Annotated in this window: 12 protein-coding genes; 9 read left to right on the forward strand and 3 right to left on the reverse strand. The window is 67.3% G+C overall.

Annotation, left to right across the window (positions count from 1 at the left end):
- Positions 1-80 precede the first annotated feature (80 nt).
- The gene (locus tag WEB06_00635) at positions 81-587 is read right to left on the reverse strand and encodes a hypothetical protein (GenBank protein MEX2554121.1); all 507 of its coding nucleotides are present in this window, start codon (positions 585-587) and stop codon (positions 81-83) included.
- Between the two features lie 180 nt (positions 588-767).
- Positions 768-1,085: a hypothetical protein gene (locus WEB06_00640; protein MEX2554122.1), complete on the reverse strand. Its 318-nt coding sequence runs from the start codon at positions 1,083-1,085 to the stop codon at positions 768-770.
- Positions 1,086-1,192: 107 nt separating this feature from the next.
- Between WEB06_00640 and WEB06_00645 the strand changes: the two genes are divergently transcribed.
- From WEB06_00645 to WEB06_00655, 3 genes are all read left to right on the forward strand, one after another.
- Positions 1,193-1,366, forward strand: coding sequence for a hypothetical protein (locus tag WEB06_00645; protein ID MEX2554123.1), 174 nt, complete (start codon positions 1,193-1,195; stop codon positions 1,364-1,366).
- Between the two features lie 59 nt (positions 1,367-1,425).
- Positions 1,426-4,308, forward strand: a complete 2,883-nt coding sequence (locus WEB06_00650; GenBank protein MEX2554124.1) for an AAA family ATPase — start codon at positions 1,426-1,428, stop codon at positions 4,306-4,308.
- Positions 4,309-4,437: 129 nt separating this feature from the next.
- Entirely contained in the window at positions 4,438-6,558 is a 2,121-nt protein-coding gene (locus WEB06_00655; protein MEX2554125.1) for a galactose oxidase-like domain-containing protein, read from the forward strand.
- 46 nt (positions 6,559-6,604) lie between these two features.
- Here WEB06_00655 and WEB06_00660 read toward each other — a convergent pair whose 3' ends face one another.
- The gene (locus WEB06_00660; GenBank protein MEX2554126.1) at positions 6,605-7,384 is read right to left on the reverse strand and encodes a sugar phosphate nucleotidyltransferase; all 780 of its coding nucleotides are present in this window, start codon (positions 7,382-7,384) and stop codon (positions 6,605-6,607) included.
- Between the two features lie 207 nt (positions 7,385-7,591).
- Between WEB06_00660 and pyrR the strand changes: the two genes are divergently transcribed.
- The 6 genes from pyrR to carB form a co-directional block, all read left to right on the forward strand.
- Positions 7,592-8,140, forward strand: coding sequence for a bifunctional pyr operon transcriptional regulator/uracil phosphoribosyltransferase PyrR (gene pyrR, locus WEB06_00665; GenBank protein MEX2554127.1), 549 nt, complete (start codon positions 7,592-7,594; stop codon positions 8,138-8,140).
- On the forward strand, positions 8,137-9,069 hold the full coding sequence (locus WEB06_00670; protein ID MEX2554128.1) for an aspartate carbamoyltransferase catalytic subunit: 933 nt from the start codon (positions 8,137-8,139) through the stop codon (positions 9,067-9,069). Before pyrR ends, WEB06_00670 begins: the two co-directional genes overlap by 4 nt.
- Before the next feature lie 55 nt (positions 9,070-9,124).
- Positions 9,125-10,378 (forward strand): dihydroorotase, encoded by a 1,254-nt coding sequence (locus WEB06_00675; protein MEX2554129.1) that lies wholly within the window; start codon positions 9,125-9,127, stop codon positions 10,376-10,378.
- A gap of 99 nt (positions 10,379-10,477) precedes the next feature.
- The gene (carA, locus tag WEB06_00680; GenBank protein MEX2554130.1) at positions 10,478-11,578 is read left to right on the forward strand and encodes a glutamine-hydrolyzing carbamoyl-phosphate synthase small subunit; all 1,101 of its coding nucleotides are present in this window, start codon (positions 10,478-10,480) and stop codon (positions 11,576-11,578) included.
- The gene (locus WEB06_00685; protein ID MEX2554131.1) at positions 11,575-11,925 is read left to right on the forward strand and encodes a hypothetical protein; all 351 of its coding nucleotides are present in this window, start codon (positions 11,575-11,577) and stop codon (positions 11,923-11,925) included. Before carA ends, WEB06_00685 begins: the two co-directional genes overlap by 4 nt.
- A 185-nt stretch (positions 11,926-12,110) precedes the next feature.
- On the forward strand, positions 12,111-12,988 hold an 878-nt coding region (gene carB / locus WEB06_00690; protein MEX2554132.1), incomplete at its 3' end, for a carbamoyl phosphate synthase large subunit.

A 12,988-nucleotide genomic window follows, 5' to 3' on the forward strand; every position in this document is an offset into this window, starting at 1 on the left:
CGAAGATCGACGAGCTCAGGGCTGAGCGGATGAGCGAGGGTCGAGTTCGAGACTCGACCCTCGCTCGGTAACGTCTTGCCTTATCCCAGAAGCAAAGCCGCCTTCTGATCGGTGTTGTTCGATTCGTTGCTTTCAGCGTGTTCGTTGTCCGCGTCGACCGTCACCCGTAGGGTGCAGAACCAGTCCGGCGTGAACTCCGCGTCGGACGGGATGCCCCAACCTTGGAGATGGAGATCGAGTGCCTCTCCCGCCCGATCGAAGGAATGGCTCTGGCGATAAACCCCGGGAATCGTCTTCGCTTGCCCAGAAACCTCATACATGAGATCCACCTGTATCACCGGAGTCACGGTCGGCTCGAGAAGGTCATACAGGGTCACATCGAGGATGCCGGCGAACCATTCGGTCCTTACGTCCACACTCAGGCACGAAAGGCCACTCGAGCCCGCCACCGAGCCTGTGATTTCGAGAACGAAGTCACCCGGCAGAAGTGGGATCTGATCCCATGGCCCGGCGTGGCTCGCCTGAGGAGCAAAGAACGCTGCCATTGCACTGATCGTGATGGCGACAGCAATCAGTTTGCGACGCATCGATTATCCCCCTTACCAACTACGTCGGATCCCTTAAGATCCTCGTCCGTCACAGCCTTCAGACTGCGCATCCCGCCACATATCACCCCCTCTGGCGTAGCCCTAGGACAACCCTTGATCGTGGCGCTCTTGACCAGCACGGGTTCACCCCGCTTGGGACTCAGCGCTAGAGGCTTCGGCCTAGGAACAGATCTGACGGTCGAACGTTGGGTTGTATGCGACCCAGTTGTCTGCGACGTAGACGTTCGCGTGAAGTTGGTCGTTGTCCGAGCTGCTGCACTCGAGCAGGACGTGGCCGCCCACGGTGGGCCCCGTATAGAGCATGACGCCGTTCGCCTTCCCGCCCGAATAGACACCGGGCTCGTTCACTAGGACGCAGACCTGGTAGCTCGGGCCTGCGCAGATCTCGCTGGCCTCGGTCGAAACCATCCCGGCAAGCGCGACGACGGCGAACACGAACGCTGTCATCACCAGCGCCTTCCTTTGTGCCTTCCGCATGTCTCCCTCCCCCATATCGGACAAGTGCCACTCTGAGAGGGGCGCCGCGCGGAAACATCCCTCAGGTGAGGGATGTTCGTGTCATTGGGGGCAGTGAGAATCGTCACATGCTGATCCTCATCCACTTGGATCACAGCAAGCCGCCCACGGGCACGATCACGCTTCCGCGCGACGGTGCGAAGCCCGATGACGAGGATCGATTGATGCCGTTCAGCGGCTGGCTCGGGATGCTTCACGCGTTGCAGGCGGCGCTCGAGACATCGGATAGAGCCGCCCCGTAGCACTTGCCCTCCGTGCCGCCCACGGAAGTAGGATTCCGCGTTAGGGCTGAGGGGGAAGCATGACGCTCGGGGTCGAGAAGGCGGCCGCATTCGTCGGCCGTGACGCCGAGCGCTCGCTCTTCAGTGAAGCGCTCGCCGACGTTCGCGCCGGCGCTTCGCGCGTGGTCCTGGTCGAGGGAGAAGCCGGCATCGGCAAGAGCCGTCTCGTTCAGGAAGTTATCGCCGACGCAGGCAGTTCCGGCTTCACCGTGCTCCATGGTGGCGCAGAAGAGCTGGAGCGAGCGCGCGCTTTCGGGGGCGTGGCGGACGCCCTCAGAAGGTTCGCCGGGGAGCTGCCATCTGCCGGCAAGGCGCTGGAGCAACTGGTCAGATCGGACGGGCCGACGAGCGACGTCGCATTGTTGGACGCGTTCGTCGATCTCGTCGAGGAGCTCGCGCTCTCGCGCCCCGCGTGCGTTGTGATGGAAGACCTGCACTGGGCGGATGCGGCCACACTCGCAGGGATCCTGGGAGTGAGTCGTCGCCTGGCTTACCTGCCGGTGCTGCTCATCGGCACCTACCGGCCGCATCCGCAGTCGCAAGCGCTGGCGCGGCTTATCGGTGCCGCAACGCAGGAGCACGGCGTCGAGTTGCGGCTCGAGCCACTCGCAGAGGACGAGATCGCGAGCTTGACGGAAGGCTTGATCGGCGCGCGTCCTGGGCCGAACCTACTCGGGCTCATCGCGTCCGCTCGCGGGAATCCGCTGTACGTGACCGAGATCGCACGCGCTGTTCTTCAGGACCAGGAGCTCGACGTCCGTGACGCAGTTGCCGACGTCACGACCATGCAGCTTCCGCCCACCTTGCGACTCACGATCCTGAGACGGATCAGCTTCCTTCCGGCCGAGTCTCTGGATCTGTTGAAGCAGACGGCGATCCTCGGTTCATCGTTTCCGTTGGACGAGTTCCTGGCGGTCACGGGGGACACGGTCGACAAGACGCTCCAACGGTTGTCGCCGGCGATCGCGGCGCGGATCGTCGAGGCGGAGGGGAGCACGATCTCCTTCAGGCACGACCTCATCCACGAGTCGATCTACCAGGACATCCCTGCGCCTCATCGTGCTGCGATGCACAACCACGCCGCGCGCGCGCTTCGGTCGTCCGGCTCCGCGGTTGCTCGCGTGGCGGAGCATTTCTTGCGCGGCCTCGATCTCGGTGTTCCGGAGCTCTTCGAGGATGCGATCGCGTTCGCGAGCGAGATCCGTTTCCGGGCGACGCCCTTGGCCGTCGCGGTCTACGAGAAGGCCATCGAGTTGCCTGGCGTACCCGCTGATCGAAGACTCCTTGCCCAACAGGAGATCCTCTATCCGCTTATCTCGATCGGGCGGGTCGATGATGCAGAACGGCTCGCGAACGAGGTGGTTCCACGCGCCACCGACGCCGGATCGATCAGGTGGGCCTGGGTGATCGCGGAAGCGAAGATGCGAAAGGGTCGCGCCCGAGAGAGCATCCCCGTGCTGGAAGGCATCATCGCCGATCCTCGTGCGGACGGATGGACGTATTACGTGGTCCGTGCGCTTTTGGCGGCGGCCTACATGCGTACCAGCAACTTCGGCGCGGCTGAGGAACACGCCGCGGCGGTCGTCGCGAAAGGACGAGCACGCGACATCGACTCCCCGGCGCGCTTTCGCGGAGAAGGGGTCGACTACAGCGAGTTGATCGTCATCGCGAGTGGTCTCATCACCCTGGCCCCCGCGCTTCTCGCACGAGGCGAGATCTCTCAGGCGCGGGCATTGGCGGACGAGGTGCTCGACATCCACCGCCGCATCCGAACGCCCATCCCCCTCCTCTTCGCGATCGCCGCCCAGGTGTATCTCGATTCCGACGACCTTGCAGGAGCCCAAGCGTTTTGTCGTGAGGGACTGCAGATGGATCGCGAGAGCGGCATCGCAGGGTTGGTGGCCCCTTACGGCGGATTCCATGCCTTCGTCGGGTTCCATGCCGGGGCCTGGGACGAGGCGGCCGCCGAAGCTAAGACCTCAGTCGAGCTTGTTCGGGACGGGTCCGACTCGACGGACGTTCTGTTCGGCGCCCATGTCGCTCTGGCTCAGATCGACTTACACCGCGGTCGCACCGCAGATGCCGGTCGCCAGATCGGGTGGATGGACGATTTCATCACGGACCATGGGCCACAGTGGGGGATGATCCCCCTCGCCTGGACGAAAGCGATGCATCTCGATGCGTTGGGGCGGAGCCCCGAGGCGTTGGCTGTGCTCATCCAAGCATGGGACGCATATGCGTCCTGTCGATATATCGCGTCGCGTCCCGTCTTCGCCGATCTCGTCCGGATGGCGATCGAGGCCGGCGACCGAGACCGCGCGGAGGGCGTCGCGGCCGAAGCGGAGCGCGGCGCCCAACTGGCACCCGAGGTGCACTCTGCCGCGGCGGTTGCTCGACAGTCTCGCGGTCTCGTCGATGACGATCCCGATGCCCTGATCGCGGCCGTGGAGGCGTATCGTGAAACGCCTCGGATCGTCGAGCGTTCGCGAGCGTGCGAAGACGCTGCCGGCTCCCTCATTCGGAGGGGGAAGCTGGCCGAGGCTCGGGCTTTTCTCGAAGAGGGGCTGGCCTTTTACGAGAGCGTCCACGCCGCCCACGATGTGCGGAGGATCACAGCGGCCGTGCGAGACGCGGGCATCCGGCGCGGCGCTCGTGGGAAGCGCGCTCGGCCGAAGACGGGATGGGGGGCTCTCACCGATGCCGAGCAGCAGGTGGCCCGGCTGACGGTTGAGGGGCTGACCAATCCTCAGATCGCGGAGCGTCTGTTCGTCTCGAAGCACACGGTCCAGACTCATCTCTCCCACGTGTTCGCGAAGCTGGGAATCTCCTCTCGCGCCGCATTGGCAGGGATCGCCGCGGAGAAGGCCGGGGGTCCCGATCGAAGCAATGAATCCCCCATCTAGGGGATGATTCGCCCTCGCTGCCGGCGCAGGATGACGGCCGTGAACAGCGAAAACAGAACGGAACGCGGAGGACGGTCAGCGACTCGGGGGAGAGCGACGGGATCGCGGGGGTTCGGCCTGGCCGTCTTGATGGCAGTCGTCGTTGGCGCCCTGCAGCTCGGGGCCGTGGCCGCACCACTCCCCGGCCCTGAGGTGATCGGGCAGTGGACCGCGCCCTTCGAGGAGGGTGGCGCCGGCCAAGAACGCTGCGTCCAGGATCCCGCTGGCCCCGATGGCCAGATGATCTGCAAGCCCACGGCCGTCAACGCCGGTGTTCTGCCGGACGGCCGCATCTGGTACGCCGACGGCCTCGCCGGCACGGAGAGTTGGCGGTACTCGTCCGGCGAGCTGGGCACAAGGCTCCGGAACTCCCAGTCACGGGTGCTCGAGCTCACGGACGGAACGCCGTCGTGGCTCTCGCTGACGCAGAGCGGTAACAACACGGCGATCGCTCCCGGATCGACCTTGGGCGACGACCCGTGGGGAAACCTCGGGGCCCCCGGGAGACCGGGTGACGGCCGGGTCGGCTCCTTGTGGGGGACGCTTGGAGGACCGGCGCGGAACCCGAGCGACCCGCCCGACGACCCCCAAGCCAACGACCTCGACTTCTTCTGTTCCGATCAGGCGCAGCTTCCGGACGGCCGCCTCCTGATCGCGGGCGGAACCGACTACTACAACGAGCCGCGCGTCCTGGACCGCGACGAGGGCGATGCGGCCGATCTCGGATTCCCGGAGGTCGAGGGGATCCGTGCAACGCGGATCTTCGACGCCGCCACCAACACGTACCGTCAGGTCGGCGACATGAAGTTCGGCCGTTGGTATCCGACCGCAGTCACGCTCCCGGACGGCAGCGTGTCGGTGTTCAGCGGAGCCACGAAGGTCGCGAAGAACACGCAGATGAGTCAAGTCCTGCGAACCGAAACGTTCGATGCTGCCACGGACACGTGGACCGAGAACTACACCGGGCCGTCGTCCGAGACGTCGCTCCCGATGGTCGCGCGCGTCATGCTGATGCCGAATGGGAAGATCCTCTACACGGGCGCCGGCCAGATGTGGACCCCGGCCGGATGGGCGATCGACGAAGCTCTGTGGGGGTTCCAGCGGTCGTGGGATCCGCAGACGAGTCGATGGACGATGCACGGCCTCGCTCCGTTCGGGGCGCGCAACGGCGCCGCCCAGGTCATGCTTCCGCTAGAACCGCCGTACGACCGCGGTACGGTGATGGACGTCGGCGGCACGCTGTTCCTGCCGACGCCGGGGAGCTACGTGGGGACGCCGATCACGACGCTGACGACGCTTGACGGCGGGGGCAACATCACCAACGCGCGGACGGGCAACCTCAACCACGGACGCTGGTACTCCTCCGCGGTGACGCTGCCGACGGGTGAGGTCCTGGCGGTCTCCGGCGCCGATCGCGATGCCGTGGTCACGTCGGGGCTCGAGCGCCCGATCCGCGAAGCGGAGTTGTACGACCCGGAAACAGGGACGTGGAAGCGGATGGCGAGCGCGGGCCGGGATCGGACCTACCACAACGCCGCCGTGCTCCTGCCGGATGGCCGGGTCTTGGTGGGCGGTCACGCACCGTTCCCCCTCGGCGCTCCGCCCTTCGCCATCACCGCACACGACGTGGCGCCCGGGATCACTGCGAACAACGATCGCGACTCGTCGTTCGAGGTCTTCAGCCCGCCGTACCTCTTCCGTGGGCCGAGGCCGGCGATCGGCGGTGTGCAGCGCGGGATCGCGTGGGGCGAGGGATTCACGATCGAGACGCCGGACGCTGGCTCCATCTCGGAGGTCGTGCTGTCACGGCTGCCTTCGGCGCAGCATGTGACCGACTCCGACGCGCGGACGCTGCGACTCTCCCTCACGGCCACTGACGGCGCGTTGACGGCGATCGCTCCGCCGAGCAATGCGCCGGGTGCGAGCGCGATCGCGCCGCCCGGCTATTACTACCTCTTCATCATGAAAGACACGCCCGCGGGCCCGGTTCCGTCCGTGGCGCGCATCGTGCGGCTCGGCGCTCAGAGCGATCCGGCTCCGACGTCGCCGCTCTTCTCCTCGGACGATCCGCCGCCGCCCGACACGAGCCTGGGCGCGCCGCCGCTAGAGACGTCCAACTACCTCAACCCTCCTCCGCCGCCACCGGGCTCAGGAACGACGGATGCTCGGCCTCGAGAGTGGATCGCTTCTCCTCGCGAGCGGCTTCGCTGAGACGAGGTAGGACGCTCGGGCCGACGCGCGGAGCCCGGACTCGATCTCAGACGGCATCGCCGACACCCGCCGGCTCGGCGACCAACGTCACTCCATCCTTCGGGCGGATCGCGCCCACGAGGCGCTCGTTCGACCAGACGTGCACGTCGGGCCAGAGGACGGTCCGTTCGATCGATCCTTCGACCACGGCGCCCGAGCCGATCACGTTGTGCCCACCCGAGGCCGCCATATTGGCGGCGTGATACTCCGGGATCGTGCCGCAATCGAAGAACGGCGTCTCGCTCACGACGAGGTCGAGCCGTCCTTCGCGCTCGGCGCGCTGCCACGACACCTCGTACAGGCCGCTCGGGACCGGCTCGAGCGTCGCGACGTCGTCCCACGGCATCAGCGCCGCGCCGGCAAGACGGAGGCTTCCGAAGTCACCCCGGGCCGCGTCGTCAACGCAGAGCAGGCGGATCCGCTCCCGGTCCCAATCCTCGACGAAGGCGGTGAGGTCTTCGTTATGCCAAGCATCGGCGTTGATCACGAGCACATCCCGCCCCGCGATCCACTCCCGCAGGTTCCCGAGCGCGCCTGCCGTTCCGAGGGCCTCGTGATCCTCGACGGAGACATGGGCGCGACCGGCGAGGTGCGTCTCCATGAGCTCCCGCCAGTGATGAACGTTGACCGCCACATCGGGCGTCACCCGGCCGGCCCGAGCCAGAGCGAGGTCGACCAGGGGCACGTTGTTGATCGGGCAGAGCGCCTTCGGAAGGAAGGTCGTCAAAGGCCGCAGGCGCGTCCCGGCGCCGGCGGCGAGAACGACTGAGACGAGATCGTCCGCCACTCGATATATGTACCCAGCCCGGGGTTCCGCAGGTCGGATCCGACGGCGGCGATGCTATACTGCCGCGAACCCTTTAAGAGCGGGTCCTGAGAGGCCCGGAAGGGAGAAGGCAGAAGTGACGAGCAAAAGAGCCTGCACGCGCGAGCCGCGGCAGGCGTTTTTCTTGCCGGCCTTCCCCCCGGGCTCCCACCGGGGGAGGCGAACCACCTGACCAAGACCTTCACGCCCAAGGCCACGGTCATGGACTCGAGCGACGTCGCTCGGGCCCTTGCGCGCATCGCCCACGAGATCATCGAGCGCAACAAGGGCGCCTCTCGGGTCGCGCTCGTTGGGATCCTGACGCGCGGCGTTTCCCTGGCCCAGCGGCTTGCCACGCTGATCGCGGAGATCGAGGGCGTCGAGGTCCCCACCGGCTCGCTCGACATCGGGCTTTATCGCGACGACATCGGCATGCGCGAGCCGGCGCCGCTGGCCCCGGTCAAGGTGCCGGACATCGACGGCAAGATCGTCGTGCTGGTCGACGACGTCCTGTACACCGGTCGCTCGATCCGCGCTGCGATGGACGCGCTCATCGACCTCGGGCGGCCCCAGGCCGTCCAGCTCGCCGTGCTTGTCGACCGCGGCCACCGCGAGCTCCCGATCCGCGCCGACTACGTCGGCAAGAACATCCCCACCGCCCACAACGAAGAGGTGCAGGTCCGCATGAGCGAGGTAGACGGGGAAGACGCCGTCGACCTCGGTGAGGTGATCGGATGATCAAGCACCTGCTCTCCATCCGAGACCTCGACGCCGACGGCATCGAGCGCGTTCTTCAGTCGTCGCAGTTCTTCCGCGACAACATGGGGCGCAAGTTCCCGACCCTGCGACTCAAGACGGTCGTCAACTTCTTCTACGAGGCCTCGACCCGCACCCGCACCAGCTTCGAGCTGGCCGCGAAGCGCCTGAGCGCCGACGTTCTGAACTTCGCCGCCGGCGGCTCCAGTGTCGAGAAAGGCGAGTCGCTCAAGGACACCGCTCAGACGATCGAGGCCATGGGCGTCGACTGCATCATCGCGCGGCACTCCTCGGCCGGCGCGCCCAACCGGCTCGCCGAGTGGGTCAGCGCCAGCGTGATCAACGCCGGCGACGGGATGCACGAGCATCCGACGCAGGCGCTCCTCGACCTGTTCACGATCCGCCGGCACTTCCCGTCGTTCGAGGGGCTGCGCGTGGCGATCGTCGGCGACGTGGTGCACAGCCGGGTCGCGCGCTCCGACGTGCTCGGCCTGCAGACGATGGGCGCCGACGTCACGATCTGCGCGCCGCCCACCCTGCTGCCGCCCGGCGTGGAGACCTGGGGCGCGAACGTCACGACCGAGCTCGACCCGCTCCTGCCGGAGCTCGACGTCTGCTACCTGCTCCGGATGCAGCTCGAACGGCAGAAGCGGGGCTACGTTCCCTCGCTGCGAGAATACGCCCGGATCTGGGGGCTCGACCGGCGCCGTGCCGCGCTGCTGCCCGAACGCTCGCTGATCATGCACCCCGGCCCGATGAATCGCGGCGTCGAGATCGCCGCCGACGTCGCCGAGTTCCCGCGCAGCGTCATCACCGATCAGGTCACCAACGGCATCGCGGTGCGTCAGGCGCTCCTGTACCTGATGCTCGGCGGCCCCGAGGCCAAGGAGGAGGTGCCCGATACCGTCTAAGGCGATCCTCCTCAAGGGCGGGCGGCTGGTAGACCCCGCGAGCGGGACGGACGGGATGCTCGACGTCCGGATCGAGAAGGGTCTCGTCGCCGAGGTCCGCTCGTCGCTGCCCGAAAACGGCGCGACGGTCGTGGACTGTACGGGGCTGGTCGTCGCGCCGGCGCTCGTGGACCTGCACACGCACCTGCGCGAACCGGGACGCGAGGACGCCGAGACGATCGAGTCGGGCTCCCGCGCCGGGGCGCTCGGCGGATACGGCGCCCTCTGCGCGATGGCGAACACGACTCCGGTCGCGGACTCGGCCGCCGTGGTCGAGCAGGTCTTCAACATCGGACGCGCCGTCGGCCTCGTCGACGTGTTCCCGGTCGGAGCGATCACCGTCGATCTGGAGGGCGAGAAGCTCGCCGAGATCGGCGAGATGCACGCTTCGAAGGCGCAGGTGAACTTCTTCTCGGACGACGGGAAGTGTGTCCAGGACTCCGGTCTGATGCGGCGCGCGCTCGAGTATGCCAAGGCGTTCGACGCGATCATCGCGAACCACGCTGAGGACCGCGGCCTCGCCGAAGGCGGCTCGATGAACGAGGGCGAGGTGTCGGGGATCCTCGGCATCCCCGGCGTCCCCGACGAGGCCGAGGAGCTGATCATCGCCCGCGACCTCGCGCTCACCAAGTTGACCGGCTCCCGCCTGCACGTCCCGCACGTGTCCACGGCCGGAAGCGTGGAGCTGATCCGCGTCGCGAAGCGGGCCGGCGTGCGGGTGACGGCGGAGGTCACGCCGCACCACCTGTCGCTCACCGACACACTGGTCGCTTCGTTCGACCCGGTCTTCAAGGTCGCGCCGCCGCTGCGCACCCGTGCCGACATCGAGGTCCTCAGCGCGGGGCTCGCCGACGGGACGATCGACTGCGTTGCGACCGATCACGCGCCGCACGCGCAAGAGGACAAGGAGAAGGAGTTCGACAAGGCGCCGCCCGGGATGCTCGGCCTCGAGACGGCGCTCGCGGTACTCATCACCGAGCTCGTCGTACCCGGGCGCTTGACCGTGAGCGAGCTGGTCGACCGGATGAGCACGGCACCGGCCCGGATCCGCGGTCTGGACGGCCACGGCGGCCCGGTCGCGGCCGGCGCTCCGGGGACGCTGGTGGTCTTCGACCTGGAAGCGAGATGGGTCGTCGAGCCGGCGAGGCTCGCGTCGCTGTCGGACAACACGCCGTTCGCCGGCCGCGAGCTCCAAGGGAAGGTCGTTCATACGATGCTCAGAGGGAAGTTCACCGTTCGAGATGGGGAGGTCGTGCATGGGCAAGGGTGATAGGGCGAAGGTGCGTTGGGCGAAGGATCGCGAGCGGGCGAAGCGCGCGCGCACGAAACGAAAGGCGATCGCGAAGGGCAAGGCGCGGAAGGGGAAGTAGTGGGCGACGCGCTCCTCGTCCTCGAAGACGGCACGGCCTTCCGTGGCCGCAGCTTCGGCGCGCGCGGAACGACAACCGGAGAAGCCGTCTTCAACACCAGCATGTCGGGCTACCAGGAGGTATTGACCGACCCCTCCTACCACGGCCAGCTCGTGACGATGACGTATCCGCACATCGGCAACTACGGCGTCAACGGCGAGGACGTCGAGTCCTCTCGCGTACGGGTCGCGGGATTCGTCGTCCGCGAGGCGGTTCGCACCTACTCGAACCATCGGGCGACCGGCTCGCTGCACGATTACCTGGCCGATGCCGGGATCGTGGGCATCGAGGACGTCGACACGCGACGGCTCACGCGCCACATCCGCTCGCTCGGCGCGATGCGCGGTGCGATCTCCACCGATGTGCTCGATGCCGACGCTCTGCGCCGCGAGGTCCTGCGCAGCCCCGAGATGACCGGGCTGAACCTGGTCGACCCGGTGACGACGCCGGAGCCGTACCGCGGGCTCGATGCGGCTCAGCGCGAGGGCGGCCCGGCGCTGACGGTCGCGGCATACGACTACGGCATCAAGACCAATATCCTGCGGCTGCTTGCCGCGACCGGCTGCGACGCGATGGTGTTCCCGGCCACGTACCCGGCCGAGGAGATCCTGTCCCAAGGGTTCGACGGCGTCTTCCTCTCCAACGGCCCCGGCGACCCGGCGGCGGTGCGGACCGCGATCGAGAACACCAAGAAAGTCCTGAGCGCCGGAACGCCGGTCTTCGGCATCTGTCTCGGCCACCAGATCCTCGGGCTCGCGCTCGGCGCCAAGACATACAAGCTCAAGTTCGGGCACCGCGGCATCAACCAGCCGGTGAAGCGCCTCGAAACCAACACGGTCGAGATCACGAGCCACAACCACGGCTTCGCGGTCGACCCTAGCTCGTTCGACATCGCGACCGTGGTCTCCCACGTGAACCTCAACGACGACACGTGCGAAGGGCTCCGATGCCTCGACGCGCCCGCGTTCAGCGTCCAGTACCACCCCGAGGCCGCGCCCGGCCCGCACGACGCCTCGTACCTGTTCGACGAGTTCGTGCGGCTGATGGAGGCGAACGCGTGACCGACCCCCGCAAGAAGCCGACCTTGCGCACGCTCGGATCTCCCGGCAAGCCGGCCGAGCCGCCGCCAACGCGCTCCGAAACCCAGCAGGCGCTCGCGGACAAGGCCCTCGAAGTCCTGCGCGCCGAGTTCGAGAAGGCGATGACGCTGAAGGCGAAGCTGACCGACGAAGCCAACGCGTCTTCCGAATCGAAAGGCCGGAGTCCCTCGGAGAAGCTGCGCTCGATCGTCGCGTCGCTCGAGGGGATGAGCCGCTTCGCGATCGCGATGGGCCTCCTCACGCCGGCCGAGAACCGGGCGCTCTTCGCCGAGTACATGGGCAAAGGCCTCTACGAGGGCTGGCGCTGATGGCCGAGCCGCTCGCTCGCGAATGGTCCGGCGCCGATGCTTAGCCGTTCGTTTTCACCGGGGCCCCGACACTCCCTTGCGGCGTTGTCTGACAAATCGACGTCAAATTGTCTGACGAGCTCAAGAGCAATATGTCCCCCCTCGACGATGACCCGATCGCGTCGATCGCGAGGAAGGAAAGGCTAGTGCCGCGTCGCGACGACATCGAGACGATCCTGATCGTCGGCTCCGGCCCGATCGTCATCGGGCAAGCGTGCGAGTTCGACTACTCCGGCACGCAGGCCTGCCGTGTGCTGCGCGACGAGGGCTACCGCGTCGTGCTCGTGAACTCGAACCCGGCGACGATCATGACCGACCCCGAGTTCGCCGATCGCACCTACCTCGAGCCGATCACCGCCGAGACCGTCGCGAAGGTGATCGAGCGGGAGCGCCCCCAGGCGATGCTCCCGACGCTCGGCGGGCAGACCGCACTCAACGTCGCGGTCGAACTCGCCGAATCGGGTGTCTTCGAGAAGTTCGACGTCGAGCTCATCGGAGCGCGGCTCGAGGCGATCCAGCGTGGCGAGGATCGTCGCTTGTTCGCGGAGGCGATGACCCGCGCCGGCATCGACCTGCCGCGCGGCGGCTGGGCGTACACGACGTCCGAGGCGCTCGCCGTCGCCGAGGACGTCGGCTATCCGGTCATCGTGCGCCCGAGCTTCATGCTCGGGGGCGGCGGCTCGGGGATCGCCTGGACGGCCGCGGATCTGGAGCGTCTCGCCGGCGACGGCATCGCGCGCAGCCGCATCGGAGAAGTGCTCGTCGAGGAGAGCGTGCTCGGCTGGAAAGAGTACGAGCTCGAGGTGATGCGCGACACGGCCGACAACGTCGTGATCATCTGCTCGATCGAGAACCTGGACCCCATGGGGGTGCACACCGGCGACTCGATAACCGTGGCGCCGGCGCAGACCCTCACCGATCGCGAGTACCAGGCAATGCGCGACGCATCGATCCGCTGCATCCGCGAGATCGGCGTCGACACCGGCGGCTCGAACATCCAGTTCGCGGTCGATCCGACGACCGG

The sequence above is a fragment of the Actinomycetota bacterium genome (assembly GCA_040905475.1).
Taxonomy (GTDB): domain Bacteria; phylum Actinomycetota; class AC-67; order AC-67; family AC-67; genus DATFGK01.

What these genes read in the sequence shown, in the direction of transcription:
- WEB06_00650 (MEX2554124.1), top strand. Translation starts at nt 1,426, where the DNA reads ATGACGCTCGGGGTCGAGAAGGCGGCCGCATTCGTCGGCCGTGACGCC.
- WEB06_00670 (MEX2554128.1), top strand. Translation starts at nt 8,137, where the DNA reads ATGATCAAGCACCTGCTCTCCATCCGAGACCTCGACGCCGACGGCATC.
- WEB06_00640 (MEX2554122.1), bottom strand. Translation starts at nt 1,085, where the DNA reads ATGCGGAAGGCACAAAGGAAGGCGCTGGTGATGACAGCGTTCGTGTTC.
- WEB06_00635 (MEX2554121.1), bottom strand. Translation starts at nt 587, where the DNA reads ATGCGTCGCAAACTGATTGCTGTCGCCATCACGATCAGTGCAATGGCA.
- WEB06_00645 (MEX2554123.1), top strand. Translation starts at nt 1,193, where the DNA reads ATGCTGATCCTCATCCACTTGGATCACAGCAAGCCGCCCACGGGCACG.
- WEB06_00655 (MEX2554125.1), top strand. Translation starts at nt 4,438, where the DNA reads ATGGCAGTCGTCGTTGGCGCCCTGCAGCTCGGGGCCGTGGCCGCACCA.
- WEB06_00675 (MEX2554129.1), top strand. Translation starts at nt 9,125, where the DNA reads ATGCTCGACGTCCGGATCGAGAAGGGTCTCGTCGCCGAGGTCCGCTCG.